At 67.4% G+C, this 20,527-nt stretch carries 22 protein-coding genes and 1 tRNA gene; 14 read left to right on the forward strand and 9 right to left on the reverse strand.

Annotated features, from left to right (window positions below; all coding sequences use genetic code 11):
- Entirely contained in the window at positions 1-696 is a 696-nt protein-coding gene (gene urtE / locus EU805_RS13520) for an urea ABC transporter ATP-binding subunit UrtE (RefSeq protein ID WP_129764515.1), read from the forward strand.
- On the opposite strand, the gene EU805_RS13525 is transcribed toward urtE, so the two are convergent.
- The 8 genes from EU805_RS13525 to EU805_RS13560 form a co-directional block, all read right to left on the reverse strand.
- A complete protein-coding gene (locus EU805_RS13525; RefSeq protein WP_242494164.1) occupies positions 693-1,454 on the reverse strand; it encodes a FadR/GntR family transcriptional regulator in 762 nt (253 codons plus the stop codon). The two genes, urtE and EU805_RS13525, sit on opposite strands and share 4 nt — an antisense overlap.
- Before the next feature lies 1 nt (position 1,455).
- Entirely contained in the window at positions 1,456-2,430 is a 975-nt protein-coding gene (gene yjfF, locus EU805_RS13530; protein WP_129764516.1) for a galactofuranose ABC transporter, permease protein YjfF, read from the reverse strand.
- On the reverse strand, positions 2,427-3,449 hold the full coding sequence (locus EU805_RS13535; RefSeq protein ID WP_129764517.1) for an ABC transporter permease: 1,023 nt from the start codon (positions 3,447-3,449) through the stop codon (positions 2,427-2,429). The genes yjfF and EU805_RS13535 overlap by 4 nt, the downstream gene beginning before the upstream one ends.
- On the reverse strand, positions 3,446-4,951 hold the full coding sequence (locus EU805_RS13540) for a sugar ABC transporter ATP-binding protein (protein WP_129764518.1): 1,506 nt from the start codon (positions 4,949-4,951) through the stop codon (positions 3,446-3,448). The genes EU805_RS13535 and EU805_RS13540 overlap by 4 nt, the downstream gene beginning before the upstream one ends.
- A 70-nt stretch (positions 4,952-5,021) precedes the next feature.
- A complete protein-coding gene (gene ytfQ, locus EU805_RS13545; RefSeq protein WP_129764519.1) occupies positions 5,022-5,966 on the reverse strand; it encodes a galactofuranose ABC transporter, galactofuranose-binding protein YtfQ in 945 nt (314 codons plus the stop codon).
- A gap of 177 nt (positions 5,967-6,143) precedes the next feature.
- Positions 6,144-6,572 carry a hypothetical protein gene (locus tag EU805_RS13550; protein ID WP_129764520.1) on the reverse strand — a complete coding sequence of 143 codons (429 nt, stop codon included), beginning with the start codon at positions 6,570-6,572 and terminating at the stop codon, positions 6,144-6,146.
- On the reverse strand, positions 6,569-6,904 hold the full coding sequence (locus EU805_RS13555; RefSeq protein WP_129764521.1) for a hypothetical protein: 336 nt from the start codon (positions 6,902-6,904) through the stop codon (positions 6,569-6,571). The genes EU805_RS13550 and EU805_RS13555 overlap by 4 nt, the downstream gene beginning before the upstream one ends.
- A gap of 103 nt (positions 6,905-7,007) precedes the next feature.
- The gene (locus EU805_RS13560) at positions 7,008-7,484 is read right to left on the reverse strand and encodes a hypothetical protein (RefSeq protein ID WP_129764522.1); all 477 of its coding nucleotides are present in this window, start codon (positions 7,482-7,484) and stop codon (positions 7,008-7,010) included.
- A 266-nt stretch (positions 7,485-7,750) separates the two neighbouring features.
- Here EU805_RS13560 and EU805_RS13565 point away from each other — a divergent pair, with 266 nt between their 5' ends.
- Genes EU805_RS13565 through EU805_RS13590 form a run of 6 tightly spaced genes read left to right on the forward strand, consistent with a single transcriptional unit; the run spans position 7,751 to position 13,627 of the window.
- A complete protein-coding gene (locus tag EU805_RS13565; RefSeq protein WP_129764523.1) occupies positions 7,751-8,593 on the forward strand; it encodes an ABC transporter ATP-binding protein in 843 nt (280 codons plus the stop codon).
- The gene (locus EU805_RS13570; protein WP_129764524.1) at positions 8,590-9,600 is read left to right on the forward strand and encodes an iron ABC transporter permease; all 1,011 of its coding nucleotides are present in this window, start codon (positions 8,590-8,592) and stop codon (positions 9,598-9,600) included. The genes EU805_RS13565 and EU805_RS13570 overlap by 4 nt, the downstream gene beginning before the upstream one ends.
- On the forward strand, positions 9,597-10,646 hold the full coding sequence (locus EU805_RS13575; RefSeq protein WP_129764525.1) for an iron ABC transporter permease: 1,050 nt from the start codon (positions 9,597-9,599) through the stop codon (positions 10,644-10,646). The genes EU805_RS13570 and EU805_RS13575 overlap by 4 nt, the downstream gene beginning before the upstream one ends.
- A complete protein-coding gene (locus EU805_RS13580; protein WP_165351950.1) occupies positions 10,643-11,638 on the forward strand; it encodes a sucrase ferredoxin in 996 nt (331 codons plus the stop codon). The genes EU805_RS13575 and EU805_RS13580 overlap by 4 nt, the downstream gene beginning before the upstream one ends.
- On the forward strand, positions 11,635-12,597 hold the full coding sequence (locus tag EU805_RS13585; RefSeq protein WP_129764527.1) for an ABC transporter substrate-binding protein: 963 nt from the start codon (positions 11,635-11,637) through the stop codon (positions 12,595-12,597). The genes EU805_RS13580 and EU805_RS13585 overlap by 4 nt, the downstream gene beginning before the upstream one ends.
- A 58-nt stretch (positions 12,598-12,655) precedes the next feature.
- The gene (locus EU805_RS13590; RefSeq protein ID WP_129764528.1) at positions 12,656-13,627 is read left to right on the forward strand and encodes an ABC transporter substrate-binding protein; all 972 of its coding nucleotides are present in this window, start codon (positions 12,656-12,658) and stop codon (positions 13,625-13,627) included.
- 303 nt (positions 13,628-13,930) lie between these two features.
- Here EU805_RS13590 and EU805_RS13595 read toward each other — a convergent pair.
- Positions 13,931-14,006: transfer RNA gene (locus tag EU805_RS13595), tRNA-Lys, on the reverse strand.
- 99 nt (positions 14,007-14,105) lie between these two features.
- Here EU805_RS13595 and dapF point away from each other — a divergent pair.
- The 7 genes from dapF (at position 14,106) to EU805_RS13630 (ending at position 20,474) form a co-directional block, all read left to right on the forward strand.
- Positions 14,106-14,903 (forward strand): diaminopimelate epimerase, encoded by a 798-nt coding sequence (gene dapF / locus EU805_RS13600; RefSeq protein WP_242494165.1) that lies wholly within the window; start codon positions 14,106-14,108, stop codon positions 14,901-14,903.
- Positions 14,896-16,152, forward strand: a complete 1,257-nt coding sequence (gene mtaB / locus EU805_RS13605; protein ID WP_129764529.1) for a tRNA (N(6)-L-threonylcarbamoyladenosine(37)-C(2))-methylthiotransferase MtaB — start codon at positions 14,896-14,898, stop codon at positions 16,150-16,152. Before dapF ends, mtaB begins: the two co-directional genes overlap by 8 nt.
- Positions 16,152-16,763 carry an FMN-binding negative transcriptional regulator gene (locus EU805_RS13610; protein ID WP_129764530.1) on the forward strand — a complete coding sequence of 204 codons (612 nt, stop codon included), beginning with the start codon at positions 16,152-16,154 and terminating at the stop codon, positions 16,761-16,763. The genes mtaB and EU805_RS13610 overlap by 1 nt, the downstream gene beginning before the upstream one ends.
- A gap of 118 nt (positions 16,764-16,881) precedes the next feature.
- Entirely contained in the window at positions 16,882-17,490 is a 609-nt protein-coding gene (locus EU805_RS13615; protein WP_129764531.1) for a glutathione S-transferase family protein, read from the forward strand.
- Between the two features lie 160 nt (positions 17,491-17,650).
- Positions 17,651-18,232: a ubiquinol-cytochrome c reductase iron-sulfur subunit gene (gene petA / locus EU805_RS13620; RefSeq protein ID WP_129764532.1), complete on the forward strand. Its 582-nt coding sequence runs from the start codon at positions 17,651-17,653 to the stop codon at positions 18,230-18,232.
- 11 nt (positions 18,233-18,243) lie between these two features.
- Positions 18,244-19,587 (forward strand): cytochrome b N-terminal domain-containing protein, encoded by a 1,344-nt coding sequence (locus EU805_RS13625; RefSeq protein ID WP_129764533.1) that lies wholly within the window; start codon positions 18,244-18,246, stop codon positions 19,585-19,587.
- Positions 19,588-19,607: 20 nt separating this feature from the next.
- Positions 19,608-20,474, forward strand: a complete 867-nt coding sequence (locus tag EU805_RS13630) for a cytochrome c1 (protein ID WP_129764534.1) — start codon at positions 19,608-19,610, stop codon at positions 20,472-20,474.
- Positions 20,475-20,527: the final 53 nt, after the last annotated feature.

Consider the following 20,527-nt stretch of genomic DNA (forward strand, 5'->3'; position numbering starts at 1 on the left):
ATGCTGGAAATCAAGGATCTCACCCTGCGCTATGGCCAGTCACAGGTGCTGCACGGCATCGACCTCGATGCCCGTGTCGGTGAGGTGACGGTGGTCATGGGCATGAACGGCGTCGGCAAGACCTCCCTGATGAAGGCCATCGCCGGGCGGCATCCGTTCACGGGCGGGACGATCCGGCTCGACGGGCAGGACCTTGGGCACCCCACGGCGGCCCGGGCCGCACGCGCGGGCATCGCCTACGTGCCGCAGGGGCGCGAGATCTTTCCCCGCCTCAGCGTGACCGAGAACATCGAGAGCGGTTTTGCCTGCCTGCCCCGTGGCGCGCGGCGCGTGCCGGATCGGATCTACGACCTCTTCCCCGTGCTGGCCCAGATGCGCGATCGGCGCGGCGGAGACCTCTCCGGCGGTCAGCAGCAGCAACTGGCCATCGCCCGGGCGCTGGTCACCAAGCCGCGCGTGCTGCTTCTGGACGAGCCGACCGAGGGCATCCAGCCGTCGATCATCAAGGACATCGGTCGGGTGATCGCGACCTTGCGCGACGAAGGAGAGATGGCGGTGATCCTGGTCGAGCAGTTCTTCGATTTCGCCGTCGAGGCCGCCGACCGGATCTGCGCGTTGCGGGGCGGACAGGTGACGTTCCGGGACGACGCCGCGGGGCTGGACCGGGACCGGCTGCTGGCCGAGATCTCGCTCTAGCTCGAACCTTCGCGCGTGTCCGAAGATTCTCCGCCCGGCCCGAAGACACGGTTGTAGCCCACGTCGATCACGCGGGTCATGGCCTCCTGCGCGGCCTGGGCATCGCCCGCGACGATCGCATCCACGATCAACTGATGGCTGTCGCAGATCAACTTGAGATCCTGCGGTCGGGGGTCGGGCGAGGACCGGCGCAGAAGCGACTGCAAGGCCGCCCCCACCAATGAGACGACCGAATGGAAAAAGGCGTTCCCGGCGGTGTCGAAGACGGCCTTGTGAAACTCCATGTCCGCCAGCGAGAATGCCGTCTGATCCGTGGCCGCACGCATCGCGGCGACGCGGGCTTCAAGACGCGCGATGTCCTCGGCATCCGCCTTCTGGGCGGCCAGTCGGGCGGCGAAGGGCTCGAACGCAAGGCGCATCTCGTAGAGCTGCCGGTAGAAGCCGTCGCTGGGCTGTCCGTCCATGTGCCAGCGCAGCACCTGGGCGTCGAACATGTTCCACTCCCGCCGCGGGCGCACGCTGGTGCCGACCCGGGCCTTCGCCACCACCATGCCCTTGGCGGCGAGCGTCTTCATCGCTTCGCGCAGCACGGTGCGGGACACGTTGTAGTGCTCAATCAGCTCTTCGTCGCGCGGCAGCAGGCTGCCCGGTCCGGGGTCGCCCGCGACGATGGAATGGCCGATATCCTCCACGACGCGCCCGTGGTTCCCCCCGCCCCTGCGAGGCCCCGGCGCGATCATGTCCAGATACGAATCCATGTCATCCCAATGCGGTGCGGCGTCTGCGTCCCAGAAGCAGGATCCCCTTCTGCAACATTATGAACAAGAGCAAAAGCAGACCGATGGCGATCTTGGTCCACCAGCTCGACAAGGTGCCGTCGAACACGATGTAGGTCTGGATCAACCCCATCGTCAGCACGCCGATCAACGTGCCGAAGACGAACCCCGCCCCGCCGGTCAGCAAGGTGCCTCCGATGACGACCGTGGCGATCGCGGTGAGCTCTGTTCCGACGGTCGCCAGCGGGTAGCCCGAGCCGGTGTAGATCGAGAAGACGATGCCGGCGAGCCCGGCCATGAACCCCGAGAAGGCATAGATCTGAACCGTCGTCCGTCCCACCGAGACGCCCATCAGTCGGGCCGTGTGCTCTCCTCCGCCCAGCGCGAAGACGGCCGTGCCGAAGCGGGTGCGGTGCGCCAGGACCATGCCGGCCAGAACCGACAGCAGCATCACGATGCCGATGAGGGTCAGCCGTCCGCCACCGGGCATCCGCCAATAGGCGTCCTGCAGCACCTCGTCGTAGAAGACGTGGTCGATGGGCACGCTGTCGATCGTCAGCATGTAGGCCGCCCCGCGGGCCAGGAACATTCCCGCCAGCGTGACGATGAAGGACGGCATCGCGAGCGCGTGGATCAGCCCGCCCATCGCCGCCCCGAAGGCGCTGGTGATGGCCAGCAGCAGCACGAAGACGACCAGTGGGTGCAGGTCCGTCTCTCGCAAGAGGACCGCGACGAAGACGCCGGAGAAGGCGATGACGGACCCCACCGACAAATCGATCCCGCCGGACAGGATCACGACCGTCATGCCGACGGCCACGATGCCGAGGTAGGCGTTGTCGGTCAGAAGGTTCCCGATCACGCGGGTCGACAGCATCGCCGGGAACTGGATGTAGCAAAAGAGATAGGCCAGCAGGAAGATTGCGATCGTGGCGCAAAGCGGAAGCACGCGGGCGTTCATTTCGCGCCCTCCGATCCGGTTGCAAGCGGCGGGGCCTGCTTCGGCCTGCGGCCAAGCAGGACGCGCTGCGGCGCGATGCGCGGCGATTGCAGGACGAGGATGACGACGATCAACCCCGCCTTGATGACCAGATTGAACTCGGACGGGAAGCCCGCAAGCAGGATGCCAGTGTCGATGGTCTGGATGATGAGCGCCCCGACGAGCGAGGCCGCGATGGAAAAGCGCCCGCCCAGCAGCGACGTCCCCCCGATGACCACGGCGAGGATCGCATCGAGTTCAAGCCAGAGGCCCGCGTTGTTGGCATCCGCGCCCCGGATGTCGGCCGCCACGATGATCCCCGCGATGGCCGCGCAAAGCCCCGAGGCGATATAGACCGCGATCAGCAGGACCGTCGCGTTGATCCCCGCCAGCGCACTGGCAGGACGGTTGATCCCGATCGCCTCGATCAGCAGGCCGAGGGCGGTGCGGCGCACCAGCAGGCCGAAGGCGATGCCCACGACGATCCAGATGACGATGGGGGTCGGCACCCCCAGCACGTCGCCCGCCCCGAAGAAGGCCAGACCTTCGTCGCTGAACGTCAGGATGCGGCCTTCCGTGATCATCTGCGCGATCCCGCGCCCGGCCACCATGAGGATCAGCGTGGCGACGATCGGCTGGATACCCAGCACCGCCACCAGCACCCCGTTCCACAACCCGCACGCCAGCCCCGCCCCCAGGCCGATCGCCAGGGCGCCCGCAAGGCCGTAGTCACTGGAGATCGCCCAGGCCGAGGCCGCGCCGCAGATCGCCATCACGGCGCCGACGCTCAGGTCGATCCCCTTGGTGGCGATCACCAGCGTCATACCCACGGCCAGCAAGGCCACGGGCGCGCCGCGCTTGAGCACGTCGATGGCGCTGCCGTAAAGGCGGCCATCGGCCATCTCGACCGACAGGAAACCCGGAAAGAACACCGACACCAGCGCCACCAGGGCCGCGAGCGTCAACAATTGGGGGGCGAGACGCCGCAGGCCCTGGCTCATGGTGCTGCTCCCTGCGCCGCGTCGTCGGTGGCGATCGCGGCGATGATGCGGTCTGTTTCGATCTGCTCGCCCGTAAGCTCGGAGATATGGGCGCGGTCGCGCACCACGATGACGCGGTCGGAGGCGGCGATAAGCTCGTCGAACTCGGAAGAGATCAGCAGGATCGACATGCCCTTCTCGGTCAGCTCGCCGATCAGCTTGAGGATTTCGGCGTGGGCGCCCACGTCGATGCCGCGCGTGGGTTCGTCGAGAATCAGGAACCGCGGGTTCATCGCCAGCCAGCGGGCCAGCACCACCTTCTGCTGGTTGCCACCCGAGAGATCGCCGACCGCCTTCTCGGCGTCCGTCGTACGGATGTCGAGTGTTCGGATGTACCCGTCGGCCAAGGCCCGCTGCTCGCTTCGCGAAATGGGAGAGGCCCAGCCGCGCCGCGCTTGGAGCGCCAGCGCGATATTCTCGCGGATCGACAAATCCGCGATGATGCCGTCGGTCTTGCGATCTTCCGGTGCGTAACCGAAGCCCGCCGCGATGGCCGCGCGCGGGCTGCCAAGGTCGATCTCGCCGTCCGCGTCGGTGGCGGTGCCCCGATCGGGGGGCGTGCGCCCGAACAGGACGTCAGCGGTCTCCGTCCGGCCCGAGCCGAGCAGACCGGCCAGACCGATCACCTCGCCGGCGTGCACGGTCAGATCGAACGGGTCTATCTTGCCGCGCCGCCCCAGGCCACGCACCCGGATCACTTCCTCTCCCACCGCGCGCCGCGTGCCGCGCGCCTCGGCCTCCTGAAGCTCGTGGCCCAGCATGTGATGAACAAGATCGAGCCGGCTCGTCTCGGCGGTGTCGGCGGTCACGATGTGGCGGCCGTTGCGCAACACGGTCAGCCGGTCGCTCAGCTCGAACACCTGGTCGAGGAAGTGCGACACGAAGATGATCCCCAACCCCTGGTCGCGCAGGTTGCGGATCACGTCGAACAGGGTCTCGGTCTCGCGCGCGTCAAGGCTCGCCGTCGGCTCGTCCAGGATCAGGATCTTGCCCGACAGCGCCACGGCCCGCGCGATGGCGATGATCTGCTGAATCGCAACCGAATAGGTGGCCAGCTCGCGGCCCACGTTGACGTGGTCCAGTCCGTAGCCGCGCAGCATCTCCTCGGCGTCGGCGCGCATCCGGCCGGTGCGGATCATGCCGAAGCGGGTTTCCTGCCGCCCGAAGGTCAGGTTCTCGGCGACGGTCAGGTTCGGCAGCAGGTTGACCTCCTGGTAGACCGTGCCGATTCCGAGGTCCTGCGCCTCGTGCGTCGAGGCCGGAGAGATGTCCTGCCCGTCGAGTTCGATCCGGCCGTGATCGCGCTGGTGCACGCCCGTCAGGCACTTGATCAGCGTCGATTTGCCGGCCCCGTTTTCGCCCAGGAGCGCGTGGACTTCGCCGGCCTTCAAATCGAAACGAACCCCGTCAAGGGCCAGCGTGCCGGGAAAGGTCTTGGTCAGCTCCGAGATCTTCAGAAGCATGGGTCACCCTCGTCTGCGCGGGGGCGGGGCACCACCAGGGATGCCCCGCGCCATTCCGGGTTGTCGGGGATCAGTAGCCCAGGTCCTTGCGGGCCTCGTACTCGGCCATCGGGTCGTCGTCCTGCGTGTAGAGCGCGGACTCGGTCTGGATGAACTTCTCGGGCTCGGTTCCGTCCGCCATGTAGGCTTCCAGCGCGTCGAAGGCCGGTCCGGCCATGTTCGGCGTCAACTCCACCGTGGCGTTCGCCTCGCCCGCAGCCATTGCCTGGAAGATGTCCGGCACCGCGTCGATGGACACGATCAGGATGTCCTCGCCGGGGGCGATGCCTGCTTCCTTGATGGCCTGGATCGCGCCGATCGCCATGTCGTCGTTGTGGGCATAAAGCGCGCAGATGTTGTCGCCACCGCCTTCGGCCTGAAGGAAGCTTTCCATCACTTCCTTGCCGCCTGAGCGGGTGAAGTCGCCGGTCTGGCTGCGCACGATCTCGATGTCGTCGCTGCCTTCGATCGCGTTCCGGAAACCATTGGCGCGGTCGATGGCGGGCGAGGAGCCGGTCGTGCCCTGAAGCTCGACCACGCGGCATTCGCCCTCGGGCTTGTTGTCGACCAGCCATTGGCCCGCCACTTCGCCCTCGTGCACGAGGTCGGAGCCGACGGCCGTAAGGTAGAGCGACTCGTCGCTGTCGACCATGCGGTCCAGCAGGACGACGGGTATCTCGGCCTCCGCGGCTTCCTCCAGCACCGAATCCCAGCCTGTCGCGACCACGGGGGCCAGAAGGATCGCGTCGACGCCCTGCGCCACGAACGACCGGATCGCCGCGATCTGGTTTTCCTGACGCTGCTGCGCGTCCGAGAAGCGCAGGTCGATGCCCCGCTCTTCGGCCTGTTGCTGCGTCACCGTGGTCTCGGCAGCCCTCCAGCCCGATTCGGACCCGATCTGCGAGAAACCGACGGTCTGCGCCTGCGCGCCCGTTGCCGCGACCACGAGGGCCGCACCCAGCATATGTATTTTCATGATTTTCCTCCCTAGGATGACATTACGTCGGGAGTAAAAAAATCATACTATATTATTTTACGCAACGACAAGTTGTTACCTTGCCCGTTTCTTGGGCAGAACACACGCGACGGGCGTTTCCCCGGTCCCATGAGCACGGTGATTGCACGGGCTTTGCGCGCCCCGTTGAGGACTGCCTCAGCGCAGGTCTTCTCGCGGTCTGCCGGGGCGGGAAATCGCAAGACAGACAAGTCCGGCCAACGCCGCGAACCCCGAATAGCAAAGCAGCATGAGCAGGCTTGCATCCTCTTCCGGTCGGCCAAGCTGAAGCGTGAAAAGGCAGGTCAGGATCATGGCCGTGGCGACCGTCGCCGCCGAGCGCCGCCAGACGCCCTCCATCTCTTTGGCCAGCACCACGGCGACGATGCCGCTGACCAGCAGCGGTATGAACGCGATGCGGTACCCGAGTGCGATGGCGAGCGCGAACGTCAGGGCGATCTTGCCTCCCCCATGGGGCAAGGGGATCACGGTGAGCACCAGCAGCACCGCCGCGATCGGCGGTCCCAGAAGGGCGAAGATCAGGATCGTCTTCACCTGGCTCTTCGTCTGAAGGTCGCGCGCCGTCACGACACCCCCCTTCGGTCGATCAGGCGACGCAGGGCGATCCCGCAGATCGTGGTCATCACCACGGCCGTCACGAACCCGACCGTCGCCGTCTGCGCAATGCCCGCGTAGCCGCAGGTCCCTTCGAACCCACCACCGTTACCGGCGCAGCCGCCGCTCAGTTCCCACCAGATCTTGCCGATGACCGCACCGCCGAGGACGGCCCAACCGACCATCAGGACGAACTGTGCCGCGATAGCCGTCCAGAAGCGTCGAGCAGGCAAACCTCGGAGCGGCAGAATCAGCGCGGCAAAGGGCAGGCTCACGATTGCGATTTGGACAATTAGATAGAGCATTGACCGAAACCTACGCCCGCGCCGCCTGTCTTGCGAGCCCGGGTTTCAAATGGAAGTGATCCCCTGGACGAGCTGCGGGTCGTTGCCTGCCGTCTTGGGCGCATCAGCGCCGGGCCGCGCTGGGATCGCCCTTGCGATGCAGGATCGGCAAGGTCGCGACCGCCGCGAAGGCACCGAACATCATGAAGGCGGGAACCGGCGACGGCAGTGGCGGCGGTTTGTTCCACATCAGGCCGATCGGGATCGGCGTCACGGCACCGACGACCAGGGCCAGGGCCACCCGCCAGATCATCCCTTGGATCCGCGGAAGCCACCACGCCAGGATAGCGCCCGTCGCAAGCGCCGGCAGGAACCCGATGAGGTAGGCCCCACCCGGCAGGGCGACGAGCCACATGAAGACGGCCAGCGGGTCGATGGTGGAGAGCTGCAGCAGCTCGCCCGTGATCACGAGGCGCCCCAGCGCGAGAAAGGCCAGGATCGCCGGCCCCAGCACGGGCGCGATCAGCGCCGTCAGGAACGCCTTGCCCAGGACGGTTTTCCCGGACGGACGGACTTGGGTCTCGGGATCGGGTTCCGGCATGACGCAAGTCTATGGGCTGCGCGTTCCAGAGTGAACATGCGGCCTGCATGCTCGGGCAAACCGAAGCCGTTATCATTGCGCGCCTTGGGACTGCGCAGGGGGATCGGCTGCGGGAAGACAGGCCACGGGATATCGAGCGTTCGCTGCCGGCGCCCAGGAATGCGGGCGTCTCTGACGGACGAAGCCGAATTTCGACAAACCCACGGTTGTCCTTGCGTATCCTGACTAAATTGCTAGGAAAAAGGAACTCCAGTTTCGAGAGCTCCATGCCGCAGTCGAACATCGCCCGTCACGATGCCATCCGGACCCCGCGTCTCGTCGTGGAGGGTCTATCCTCGGGCTATGGCGACGCGACCATCGTTCACGACGTGTCGCTTCGCGTGCCCGACGGGGCGCTGACCATCCTCGTCGGACCGAACGGCTGCGGGAAATCGACACTCCTGAAGACCATGGCGCGCGTGTTGCCAGCCTCCGCAGGCCGGGTCCTGCTGGACGGACGGCCCGTGCATGGCGCGCCGACCCGCGATGTCGCCCGCCGGCTTGCGCTTCTGCCGCAGGGCCCCGTGGCGCCAGAAGGGCTGCGCGTGCGCGAGCTGGTGGCGCAGGGGCGTTACCCGCATCAGTCCCTCCTGAAGCAATGGTCGCGCGCGGATGCCCGGGCCGTCGACGCGGCGATGGAGGACGCGGACGTCACGCAGTTCGCCGACCGGCCCGTCTCGGACCTGTCGGGCGGTCAGCGGCAGCGCTGCTGGATCGCCATGGTGCTCGCACAGGAAACCGATATCGTGCTGCTCGACGAGCCCACGACCTTCCTCGACCTCAAGGTGCAGGTGGAGCTGATGCAGCTTCTGCGCCGGATCGCCCACGAGCGCGGCCGGACGCTGGTGATCGTCCTGCATGAACTCAACGTCGCCGCGGCCTTCGCCGATCTGCTGGTGATGATGAAGGGCGGACGCCTGGTGGCCGAGGGACCGGTCGAGACGGCCTTCACCTGCACGGCCCTGCAACAGGTCTTCGGCCTGGAGGCGAACGTCGTGCCGGACCCGGTCAGCGGCCGTCCGGTCTGCGTGCCGGTGGTCTCGCCAAGCCTAGCGCTCGCCGCACAATGACCACTGCCGCCCTGCCGCGCCCCCCACGGGCCGCGTGGTTCGCCCCGGTGGCGGGGATCGTGCTGCTGGGGCTGGCGTTTGCCTGGCACATCTCGGTCGGGGCAAAGACGATCCCGCTCGGCACGGTCGCGGAAGCCCTTCTCGCCTACGATCCAGCGATCTTCGATCACGTGGTGATCGTGGATCTGCGCCTGCCGCGCGCGGTCTACGCGCTTCTCGTCGGGGCGGCGCTTTCGGTCGCGGGGGCGCTGATGCAGGGCGTGACACGCAATCCCCTGGCCGAGCCGGGCATCCTCGGCCTGCTGATCGGCGCGTCCTTCGCGGTGGTGATCTTCGTGGGCGTCTTCGATCTTGCCGCGCCCGCGCTCATTCCGTTGGTGGCGGCGCTGGGCGCGCTGGCCGCGGCCGTCGCGGTCTGGGGGATCGCAACGGCCGCGCCCGGCGGTGCCACGCCGCTGACGCTGGTGCTTTCGGGGGCCGCGATCACGGCGTTCCTGGGCGCGCTCGTGACCGTGGCCAACCTGCTCGACGAGCAGACCTTCGAGGAACTTCGCGTCTGGCTGACCGGCTCGCTCGCGGGGCGCCGGATCGAGATCCTGCGCTGGACGCTGCCCTGGCTCTTCGCGGGGCTCGTCGTGGCTTTCGGCGTGGCAAGACAGGTCACGGCCCTCGCCATGGGCGAAGAGACGGCGATCGGGCTCGGCATGAACGTGGGCCGGTTGAAGGCGCTGGTCCTCTTCGCGGTCATCGCGCTCACCGCCTCCGCGGTGGCCATCGCGGGCCCGATGGGGTTCGTCGGGCTCGTCGTGCCGCATGCGGTGCGGCTGTTCGCCGGGCAGGACTACCGGCTGATCGTGCCCTGGTCTGCGATCGCCGGGGCGGCCTATCTGCTGGTGGTCGATATCGCCGCCCGGATCGCACTGGCCCCGATCGAGATTTCCACGGGCCTCGTGACCGCGCTGATCGGCGCGCCGATCTTCGTCTGGCTGGTCAGGGCGCGGCTATGAGCGCGAGCGCGACCCTGCGGCTGGACGGCGCCGTTTCCGTCGTCCTGCCGGGCAAGGCCCTCGGCGTCCTTGGCGCGCTGGTCGCATTTCTTGCAGCGTTGCTGGTCCTGAGCCTGATGACCGGCAGCTATCCCCTCGGCGTGGCGGGTGTGCTTTCGACGCTTGCGGGGGCGCCCCCGTCGGAGATCGCCGAGACGGTCGTCTGGCAGTTCCGCTTTCCACGCACGCTGGCGGCTTTCTGCGCGGGCGCGTTGCTCGCCCTGTCGGGGGCCGTGTTACAGAACGTCACGCGCAACCCGCTGGCCGATCCGTCGCTCGTCGGGGTGAGCCAAGGCGCGGGGCTCGCCGTGGTCGCGGCGATCGTGGCCTGGCCGGATCTGCCGCAGGGGGTTCGTCCGTTGTTGGCCTTCGGCGGTGCGCTCGCCGTCGCCGTCCTGATCCAGTGGATCGCGATGCGGCGCGCGGGCGGGGCGACGATGCGCTTCATCCTGACCGGGATCGGCATCGCGGCCTTCATCTCTGCCGCGACGGCGGCTCTTCTGACCTACGGCCAGCTCGACCGGGCGATGTCCGCGCTGGGCTGGCTTGCAGGATCGGTCCATGCGGCGGGATGGGGTGACGTCGCCGTCCTGGTCCTCGCCCTTATGGCGCTTGCGCCCGCTCTTTTCGCCGCCGCCCGGCCGATGGCGGCGATGCGGCTGGGACCCGAGATAGCGGCGGGGCTGGGCGTTCGGGTCGGGCGCACGCGCGCGACGCTCATCACGCTTTCGGTGGCGCTCGCCGCAGCGGCGGTGGCGATGGTCGGGCCGCTGGGTTTCGTAGGCCTCGTGGCGCCCCACATGGCGCACCGGCTGGCCCGGTCCGGCGTCGGCCTGCACCTGGCCCTGTCCGCCGTGGTCGGCGCGGGACTGGTCGGTGCCGCGGACCTTGCGGGACGCGCGCTGTTTGCCCCGGTCCAGATCCCCGCCGGACTGGTCACGGCGATCATCGGGGTGCCCATCTTCGTCTGGCTCATCCTGCGCACCCCCGGAAGGAGTCAGATGTGACAAGGCCCGAAAGAATCACCGCGCCCAATCCTGCGACCGGCCATCCGAAGGATCTGCGCTTCTGCACCGCGCAAAGCCTTGCCGCGGGTGAGCCGCTCGCCGGTACGGGAGTGCATCCCGAGAAGACCATCCTCATCCAGTGGCCCAAGGCGAGATGGCGGCATTCGCTCAAGATCGCGGAAGACATGGACCCGGACATCACCGCGGCCATCGAGGCGCTGTCCGCCGCGGGATGGCGGGTGAACCTGATCGACCGCAAGGGAGAGTATCGCGACACGATTCGCGTCTTCATCTACCCCGAGGCGTTGGCCTTCGACCTGGCTCCTCGCGCGCTTGCGAATTTCCTCGTCAGCCTGCCGGAAGGTGCCGCCGCGCTCGATGACTTCGGCCCCACTCCCGCCGACACTCCGGTCGTCTTGTGCTGCACCCACGGCAAGCACGATCGCTGCTGCGCCAAGTGGGGCTTCGCGGTCTACAAGGCGCTTGCGGCAGAGGCCGAGGCGCGCGGCGATTTCGATGTCTGGGAAGTCACGCATCTGGGCGGCTGCCGCCTGTCGGCCGGCGTCCTCGTCCTGCCCGCCTTGCGCAAGTACGGCCGATTGCGCCCCGCGGACGCGCCGGACCTGCTGGACGCCGAGGCACGCGACACCCCGTACCTGCCCTGCTACCGCGGAGCCAGCCATCTCGACCAAGCCGAACAGGTGGCGGAGGTCGCGGCCCTGCAACATTTCGCCAAGGCCGGCATCCGAGGGCCCGCACGGGTGCGCAAGACCCAAGAGCGCACCTATGCCGTCACGGTCGGCACGGCTATCGCCCGCGTCCTGTTGCAGCCGGACGAGGTGACCACCCCCGGCACCTGCGCCGATCTCGACGCGGCCAGGCCGATCGCGCCCAAGACCGTCTGGCGCGCGCAGGTCGATGCCGCCCTCGCAGACGACGGCCCCGCGCCATCCTGCCCCCCGAACCCGAACCCGAACGAGGAACGACCATGAAACGCCTCCTGAAACACCTGAGTCTCGTCGCCGTCCTGGCCTTGCCCGTGCCCGCCGCGGCACAGGACACCCGCACCGTCACCGACGATACGGGAACTCAGGTGGACATCCCCACCGAACCGCAGCGCATCGTGGCCTTGCACGACAGTGTCCTGACGGTTCCGCTGCTGGAACTGGGGGCGAAGGTCGCGGGCAGCCACGGTCGGGGCGAGACCGAGGACGAGGCCTTCATCCGCTCCAGCCTGTCGATCACCGGGATGGACTTCGACACCACCGACATCACCTGGGTCGGCAACAACCCCGCCGACATCGAACGCATCGCGGCGGTGGCGCCCGACCTGATCCTCACGACCCAGTGGCAGCCGACGGACGTGGACCAGCTTCGCGCCATCGCGCCCACCGTGGTGCTGGACTACACGCAACGCGATTCCTGGGAGATCTACGACTGGCTTGCCGAACTGACCGGCACGACCGACCGGCTGGACCTGATGAAACGCCGTTACGAAGAACAGATCGCCCTGATCCGCGAGGTCATCGACACCGAGAGCATCACCGTCTCCACCATCCATGCCATGCCCGGTGAGCTCTTCGCGCTCAATCCTTACGGCAATATCGGCAAGGTGCTGATCGACGCGGGCTTCCAGCGTCCCGCGCTCATCGAGGCCATTCCCGAGGGCGGCCGCGAGAGCTTCACCGCCGAGGTCCTGCCCGAGTTCGACGGCGATTTCATCTTCACGACCTATCGCTCCACGGCCGGGGACGGCCCTGACGAGGTGCGCGCCCATTTCGACAGCATCCTGCCCGGCTGGTGCGAGCAGCTACACGCCTGCCGCGAGGACCAAATGTACTTCGTCAGCCGCTCGCTTGGGGCGACCCGGTCCTACTACGCGCTGGGCGCGGTCAGCTACATGCTGCTGTCGGTGATCGGCGGCCAGGATTTCACCCCGATAGCGCGCTGATCAGGAACCTGTCCACCCGTCCGACCGCCCCCTTCACCCACACCATGAGACATACGTTATGAAACCGACCACCCGAACCCTTGCAACGGCCCTGGGCGGGCTTCTCGCAGCCCTGCCCGCCGCGGCACAGGACTTTCCGCTGACCCTGGAAAACAAGTTCGGCACCACCGTGATCGAAGAGGCGCCCGAGCGGGTGGCCAGCCTTGACTTCAACGGTGCCGACAACCTTCTGGCGCTGGGCGTGCAGCCGGTCGCCATCCGCTACTGGTACGGCGATTACGAAAATGCCGTCTGGCCCTGGGCCGACGACCGGCTCAAGACCACGCCCGCGATCCTGCGGGGCGACCTGAACTTCGAGCAGATCGCCGCCGCGGAGCCCGATGTCATCATCGCCCTGTGGTCCGGCATCACCGAGCAGGAATACGAAAGGCTGTCACTCATCGCCCCGGTCGTGGCCGTTCCGGAGGGTGTCGGCGACTACTCCCTGCCCTGGGACGAGCTTGCGTTGATCGCCGGGGAGGCCGTCGGCCGTCTCGACGAAGCCGAGGCGCAGGTCGCCGAGATCGAGGCCGAGATGGCGGCCATCTCTGACCGCAACCCCGGTTGGGAGGGCAAGACCGCCTCGGTCGCCTATTACTGGAACGACAACCCTGGCGTCTATACCGGCGCCGACATCCGCCCCTTGCTCTTGTCGAACCTCGGCCTGTCGACGCCGGACGCGGTGGACGCGCTCGTGGGCGACAACCAGTTCGCCGTCACCTTCTCGGAAGAGGAGCTCGACATCATCGATGCCGACGTCCTGGTCTGGGTGACCGACGGCTCCGACGGGCAACGCAGCCGGATCGAGGAGCTTGCCCTGCGCCCCGCGCTCACAGCGCATCGAGAGGGTCGGGAGATCTTCACGGACGCGCTGCTGACCGGGGCCTTCAGTCACGGCTCCCTGCTGAGCATCCCCTATGCCTTGGGTGAGCTCGAACCCCGGATTGCCGCCGCCATCGACGGCGATCCGGCGACCGAGGTTCCGGACTGACGCACCACGTCCCGCGCCGCCCGCCGCCGCGCGCGGCGGGGCCGTCCCGCCGCGCCGGCGCGGTCACCCGTCCGATCGAAACAGCGCCCTTTCCGCCTGGCCCGGTCCTTGACGCGCTGCGTCGTGACGGCGCGGTACCGGCGCTGCGATACCCGATCCTCCACGCGCCCGGGCAGGCAACACGACATGGCAGACCGGGATTTCATCCAGGACAAGGCAGGTAATTTGGGGATCTTGCTTTGTGCAGGCTGGCTGCAGACCCATCCAAGATCCGGGGATCTACAGCCAAACTACTGAATTCTTTGGTGAGCCCGCAGGGGTTCGAACCCTGGACCTACTGATTAAAAGTCAGTTGCTCTACCAACTGAGCTACAGGCTCACACCACGAAACGCGACCTAAATTGAGCGCCTGCCGGGGTCAACCCGGAATTTGCGCAGGGGATGGATAAAGTCGGCCCACGGGCGTATAGGCGCGCTCATGTCACCCACGGTTCCCTTCATGAAGATGCACGGCCTCGGCAACGATTTCGTCGTGATCGACGCCAGGTCTGCGCCCCGTGTCGATGCGGCGCTCGCCGCGGCCATGGCGGACCGGCGCCGGGGCGTCGGGTTCGACCAGCTGGCCGAGATCACCGATAGCGCCTCCGGCGATCTGCACCTGACCTTCTGGAACAGCGACGGCAGCACCTCGGGCGCCTGCGGCAATGCCACCCGCTGCATCGCCGCGTGGGAAATGTCGCGACTGGGCCGCGAGACGCTCACGATCACGACCGACCGGGGTAGCCTGCAGGCGGCCCTGACGCCGGGCGGACCGACGGTGAACATGGGCCAGCCCCTGCTGGACTGGCAGGAGGTGCCGCTGGCCCGGGCGATGGACACGCTTCACCTGCCGATCGACGGCGATCCCGTTGCGACCGGCATGGGCAATCCGCATTGCACCTTCTTCGTGGTTGACGCGGACACCGTGGATCTCGCCGTGCGTGGCGCCGAGATCGAACATCACCCCCTCTTCCCCGAGCGCACCAACGTGCAGTTCGCGCAAATCGTGGGCCCCGACCGGATCCGCATGCGGGTGTGGGAGCGCGGCGCTGGCGTCACGCTGGCCTCCGGCTCGTCCTCCTGCGCGGTGGCGGTGGCGGCCGCGCGGCGGGGCTTGACGGGACGATCCGTACGGGTCGACCTCGACGGAGGCACGCTGCAGATCGACTGGCGCGCGGACGGGGTCTGGATGACCGGCCCCGTGGCCCACGTCTTCGACGGAGTCTGGCATGGCTGACGCACCGATCTTCTCCAACCACGGCTGCCGCCTGAACGCCTACGAAACCGCGGCGATGACCGAACTGGCCGAAGCCGCCGGGGTGACGAACGCCGTCGTGGTCAACACCTGCGCCGTGACCTCCCAGGCCGTCGCCAAGGCCCGGCAGGACATCCGCAAGCTGCGCCGGGCGCACCCGGACGCCACGCTGATCGTCACCGGCTGCGCGGCCCAGACCGATCCCGGCAGCTTTTCCGCGATGCCGGAGGTCGACCGCGTCATCGGCAATACCGAGAAGATGGCGCCCGAGACCTGGGCCGACCTCGCCCCCGACCTCATCGGCCAGACCGAGGCCGTGCAGGTCGACGACATCATGTCGGTGCGCGAAACCGCGGGCCACCTGATCGACGGCTTCGGCACGCGCAGCCGGGCCTATGTACAGGTTCAGAACGGCTGCGATCACCGGTGCACGTTCTGCATCATCCCCTTCGGGCGCGGAAACTCGCGGTCGGTCCCCGCCGGCGTGGTCGTCGACCAGATCAAGCGCCTCGTCGACCGCGGCTTCCAGGAGGTCGTGCTGACCGGTGTCGACCTGACGTCCTGGGGAGCCGACCTGCCCGCCGCCCCGCGACTGGGGGATCTCGTGCTGCGCATCCTCAAGCTGGTGCCGGACCTGCCGCGGCTGCGAATTTCCTCGATCGACAGCATCGAAGTGGACGCGGCGCTCATGCAGGCCATCGCGACCGAGCCGCGCCTGATGCCGCACCTGCACCTGTCGCTGCAACACGGCGACGATCTGATCCTCAAGCGCATGAAGCGCCGCCACCTGCGCGACGATGCCCTGCGTTTCGTCGAGGAGGCGCGGCGACTGCGTCCCGACATGACCTTCGGCGCCGATATCATCGCGGGCTTCCCGACGGAGACCGAGGCGGCCTTCGACAACTCCCTCGCCCTGGTCGAGGAGGCGGACCTGACCTGGCTGCACGTCTTCCCCTATTCTCCGCGTCCCGGCACGCCCGCCGCCCGAATGCCCGCCGTCCCCGGCCCCGCGATCAAGGCGCGCGCCGCCCGCCTGCGCGCCGCCGGAGACCAGGCCGTCGCGCGCCATCTGGCCGCGCAGGTGGGCCGCGCGCATGACGTTCTGATGGAAAACCCCCGCATGGGCCGCACCGCGCAGTTCGCCGAAGTCCGATTCGACACCGATCGGCCGGTGGGGCAGATCGTTCCGGCCACGATCCGCGCCGTGCAGGACGGCCAACTGGTCGCCTGATGCACCCCAACCCCGCCTTCCGTGGCACCGATGCCCAACGGAGCCTCGCGTTTGCCCGCGACCGGGCCTTCGGCACGCTCTGCGTGAACGGCGATCCGGTGCCGCATCTCGCACACGTGCCCTTCCTGCTCGCCGAAAATGGAAAGAGCGCCGATCTGCACCTCGTGCGATCGAACCCGATCGCGCGGCTGGGCATGGTTCCGGCGCGGCTCGCGGTCGCCGGACCGGACGCCTATGTCTCGCCGGACTGGTATGGATTGCCCGACCAGGTGCCGACCTGGAACTATGTCGCGGTGCACCTGACCGGCACGCTGCACCCGCTGTCCCCCGACGCCTTGCGCGACTTGCTCGACCGCGAGACGGAACATTTCGAAGCGCGTCTTCCCAAACGCCCCTGGACCACCACCAAGATGACGCCCCTGGTGCTGGAGCGCATGATGCGCCAGATCGTCCCGGTCCGCCTGGCGATCACCGATGTCGACAGCACCTGGAAACTGGGACAAAACAAGCCCGAAGCCGCCCGCCGCGCTGCTGCCGATCGTATCGCGGACGGCCACGGCCAGGCGCTTGACGACCTCGCGCGCCTTATGCGCACCCCGCCGGAGCCCTGAAGGGCCGTCCACTTCATCTGGCAGGATAAACTCCCGCCGGAGGCGAAGTGGTTTCGGCACGAAACCTCTTTTCACGCAGGCAAAGCCCGCGCAAACTCGACTTGAAGGAGCTCTGCCCATGCAACTGATGATGTCCCCCACCTCGCCCTTCGTGCGCAAGTGCCGCGTCCTTCTGCGCGAGGCGAACCTGCTTGACGCCGTGGAGGAGATCACGGTCGCCACCACCCCCGCACGGACCGATGCCGGCGTGGCCGCCGCCAACCCGGCGGCCAAGATCCCCGTGCTGCTGCGCACCCATGGCCCCGCGATCTACGACAGCCGGGTGATCTGCCGGTTCCTCGACGAGCACGCGGGGACCGACCTCTACCCCGCGACCCGCCTGTGGGAGGTGCTCACGCTGGAGGCCACCGCCGACGCGATCATGGAATCGGCGGTCTCGATGTTCTACGAGACGAAATTCCGCCCGGCGGAGCACCGGTCGACCGACTGGATCGAAGGGCAATGGGCCAGGATCGACCGGGCGGTCGCGGCGCTGGAGGATCGCTGGATCAGCCACCTCTCCGGTCCGCTCGACATGGGCCAGATCGCCGCCGCCTGCGCGTTGTCCTACCTGGACCTGCGCCACGACGGGCGGGGCTGGCGCGCCGGACATACGGCCCTCGCCCGCTGGCACGAGAGTTTCGCCATGCGCCCCGCCATGCAGCAGACGGCGCCGCCCGAGGCCTGAGAACGCCCCCTGCGGGCCTGCAACACAAGGCGGACCTGCGCCGGATTGTCCGCTGGACGGGCGGGGCCGTGCGGGCTAAACAACGCCCAACCGGATGGCGGGTTCCCGCCGACGATAGGACCGCGGGTGCGCTGCACCCACCCCAGAACGGAGAACACCCTTGTCACACGCAGAAGACCACCAGGGCACACGCCGCGACTTTCTGTATTACGCCACCGCTGGGGCGGGCGCCGTCGCCGTCGGCGCAGCCGTCTGGCCGCTGGTGAACCAGATGAACCCTTCGGCAGACGTGCAGGCTTTGGCGTCGATCCGGGTCGATGTCTCCGGCGTCGCCGAAGGCAGTCAGCTCACGGTGCTGTGGCAAGGCAAGCCCGTCTTCATCCGGTATCGCACCGCGGCCGAGATCGAGCAGGCACGCGCCGTCGACGTCTCCTCGCTGCCCGACCAGAACGCCGAGAACGCCAACCTCGCCGGGGCGGAGCCCGCCCTGGACGAGAACCGCGCCCTGCCGACGCCCGAAGGCTCCGACGCACCCGAGGGCGCGTGGCTGGTGCAGATGGGTGTGTGCACGCACCTCGGCTGCGTCCCGCTGGGCGAACAAGGTGACTTCGGCGGCTGGTACTGCCCCTGCCACGGCAGCCACTACGATACCGCGGGCCGTATCCGCCGTGGGCCCGCCCCGCGCAACCTTCCCGTGCCGGTCGCCGCCTTCGTCGACCCCACCACCATCGAACTCGGCTAAGGAGACCCCACATGGCTGGCATCCCGCACGACCATTACGAACCCTCCTCCGGCGGAGAGAAGTGGCTGCACAAGCGTCTGCCGATCCTCGGCATCGCCTACGACACGCTGATGATCCCCACGCCCAAGAACCTGAACTGGATGTGGATCTGGGGCATCGTCCTGACTTTCACGCTGGTCCTGCAGATCATCACGGGCATCGTGCTGGTCATGCATTACGTCCCGCATGTCGACATGGCCTTCGCAAGCGTCGAGCACATCATGCGTGACGTGAACGGCGGGCACATGATCCGCTACTTCCACGCCAACGGAGCGTCGCTGTTCTTCGTGGCCGTCTACCTGCATATCTTCCGCAGCCTCTATTACGGCAACTACAAGGCCCCGCGCGAGGTCACCTGGATCATCGGCATGCTGATGTACCTGCTGATGATGGGCACCGCCTTCATGGGCTACGTGCTGCCCTGGGGTCAGATGTCGTTCCACGGCACGGCCGTGATCACCGGCCTCTTCGGCGCGATCCCCTTCGTGGGCGAATCGCTGCAGACCTGGCTTTTGGGTGCCTCCGCCGTCGGCCAGCCCGCGCTGAACCGCTTCTTCTCGCTGCACTACCTGATGCCCTTCATCCTGCTGGGCCTGACGATCGTGCACATCTGGGCCTTCCACACGACCGGCAACAACAACCCCACCGGGGTCGAGGTGCGCCGCACCTCGAAGGAAGAGGCCGCCAAGGACACCCTGCCCTTCTGGCCCTACTTCGTGATCAAGGACCTCTTCGCACTGGCGATCATCCTTGCCGTGTTCATGGCCATCGTGGGCTTCATGCCGAACTACCTGGGCCACCCGGACAACTACATCCCGGCAAACCCGCTGGCGACGCCGAGCCACATCGTGCCGGAATGGTACTTCCTGCCGTTCTACGCGATCCTGCGGGCCTTCACCGCGGACGTCTGGGTCGTGCAGATCGTGAACTTCGTCACCTTCGGCATCGTGGACGCCAAGTTCTTCGGCGTGCTGGCGATGTTCGGCGCGATCGCGGTCATGGCGCTGGCGCCCTGGCTCGACACCTCGTCGATCCGGTCGGGCCGTTACCGCCCGACGTTCAAGTGGTGGTTCTCGCTGCTGGTGGTCGACTTCATCGTGCTGATGTGGGTCGGTGCGCAGCCGACGGACTTCCCCTACGACTGGATCTCGCTGATCGCGGCGACCTACTGGTTCGCCTACTTCCTGGTGATCCTGCCGCTGCTCGGCGTGCTCGAGAAGCCGCTGCCGATCCCCGCCACGATCGAGGACGACTTCGCAGCCCACTACGACTCCAAGACCGGCGGCACGAAGACCCTCGTGAACCCGGCCGAGTGAAAGACGATAGGACTAGATTTATGTTTCGCACACTTTCACTGACCGCCGTCACGGCCCTCAGCCTCGGCATCGGGGCGGCGCATGCCGCCTCGGAAGAGGTCGAGATCGTCGATTACGACTTCCCCTTCGAGGGCATCTTCGGTGCCTACGACACAAACCAGCTGCAGCGCGGCCTGAAGGTCTACACCGAAGTCTGCGCCGCCTGTCACGGGCTGGAACGTGTCTCGTTCCGCACGCTGCACGACGAGAACGGCCCTGCCCTTCCCGAAGATCAGATGCGCGCCTATGCCCAGAACTTCGAGGTCTTCGACGAAGCGCTCGCCGACGGGCAGGGCGACTACCGTCCGGCCGCCCCCGCGGATTACTTCCCGGGCAGCAACGTTGCCAACGCCCCGGACCTGTCCTTGATGGCGAAATCCCGCGCGGGCTTCCACGGGCCGCACGGAACCGGGCTCGCACAGCTATTCAAGGGCATGGGTGGGGCGGAATACATCGCCTCGCTGATGACCGGCTACCACGAAGAGCCCGAATGCGCGCTCGAGATGGAAACCCCGATGGACGGCTACTACAACGTCAGCTTCGCCAACGGCGGCTTCCCCGACGCCTGCAAGGACGATCATGGTCACCACACGGTGCCCGGCAGCTGGATCAGCATGCCGCCGCCGCTGCTGGGCGAGGACATCGATTACGACGACGGGCATTCCAATTCGCTCGAAGACGAGGCGATGGACGTCGCGGCCTTCCTGATGTGGGCGGCAGAGCCCAAGATGACCGCTCGCAAGGAAGCCGGCTTCACCGGCGTCATCTTCCTGCTGGTGCTTTCGGGCCTGCTTTATCTGACCAACAAGAAGATCTGGGCGCCGCACAAGAAGAAGCTCGAAGACTGAGCTGCCTGAACAAATGACCCGCGAAGGCCCGCCCTCACCGGCGGGCCTTTTGC

This window comes from Salipiger sp. IMCC34102, assembly GCF_004145405.1.
Classification (GTDB): domain Bacteria; phylum Pseudomonadota; class Alphaproteobacteria; order Rhodobacterales; family Rhodobacteraceae; genus Loktanella.

Bases quoted from the DNA above. Each gene is read 5' to 3' on its own strand.
- urtE (WP_129764515.1), top strand. From the start codon at position 1: ATGCTGGAAATCAAGGATCTCACCCTGCGCTATGGCCAGTCACAGGTG.
- EU805_RS13525 (WP_242494164.1), bottom strand. From the start codon at position 1,454: ATGGATTCGTATCTGGACATGATCGCGCCGGGGCCTCGCAGGGGCGGG.
- yjfF (WP_129764516.1), bottom strand. From the start codon at position 2,430: ATGAACGCCCGCGTGCTTCCGCTTTGCGCCACGATCGCAATCTTCCTG.
- EU805_RS13535 (WP_129764517.1), bottom strand. From the start codon at position 3,449: ATGAGCCAGGGCCTGCGGCGTCTCGCCCCCCAATTGTTGACGCTCGCG.
- EU805_RS13540 (WP_129764518.1), bottom strand. From the start codon at position 4,951: ATGCTTCTGAAGATCTCGGAGCTGACCAAGACCTTTCCCGGCACGCTG.
- ytfQ (WP_129764519.1), bottom strand. From the start codon at position 5,966: ATGAAAATACATATGCTGGGTGCGGCCCTCGTGGTCGCGGCAACGGGC.
- EU805_RS13555 (WP_129764521.1), bottom strand. From the start codon at position 6,904: ATGCTCTATCTAATTGTCCAAATCGCAATCGTGAGCCTGCCCTTTGCC.
- EU805_RS13560 (WP_129764522.1), bottom strand. From the start codon at position 7,484: ATGCCGGAACCCGATCCCGAGACCCAAGTCCGTCCGTCCGGGAAAACC.
- EU805_RS13565 (WP_129764523.1), top strand. From the start codon at position 7,751: ATGCCGCAGTCGAACATCGCCCGTCACGATGCCATCCGGACCCCGCGT.
- EU805_RS13570 (WP_129764524.1), top strand. From the start codon at position 8,590: ATGACCACTGCCGCCCTGCCGCGCCCCCCACGGGCCGCGTGGTTCGCC.
- EU805_RS13575 (WP_129764525.1), top strand. From the start codon at position 9,597: ATGAGCGCGAGCGCGACCCTGCGGCTGGACGGCGCCGTTTCCGTCGTC.
- EU805_RS13585 (WP_129764527.1), top strand. From the start codon at position 11,635: ATGAAACGCCTCCTGAAACACCTGAGTCTCGTCGCCGTCCTGGCCTTG.
- EU805_RS13590 (WP_129764528.1), top strand. From the start codon at position 12,656: ATGAAACCGACCACCCGAACCCTTGCAACGGCCCTGGGCGGGCTTCTC.
- dapF (WP_242494165.1), top strand. From the start codon at position 14,106: ATGTCACCCACGGTTCCCTTCATGAAGATGCACGGCCTCGGCAACGAT.
- mtaB (WP_129764529.1), top strand. From the start codon at position 14,896: ATGGCTGACGCACCGATCTTCTCCAACCACGGCTGCCGCCTGAACGCC.
- EU805_RS13610 (WP_129764530.1), top strand. From the start codon at position 16,152: ATGCACCCCAACCCCGCCTTCCGTGGCACCGATGCCCAACGGAGCCTC.
- EU805_RS13615 (WP_129764531.1), top strand. From the start codon at position 16,882: ATGCAACTGATGATGTCCCCCACCTCGCCCTTCGTGCGCAAGTGCCGC.
- EU805_RS13625 (WP_129764533.1), top strand. From the start codon at position 18,244: ATGGCTGGCATCCCGCACGACCATTACGAACCCTCCTCCGGCGGAGAG.
- EU805_RS13630 (WP_129764534.1), top strand. From the start codon at position 19,608: ATGTTTCGCACACTTTCACTGACCGCCGTCACGGCCCTCAGCCTCGGC.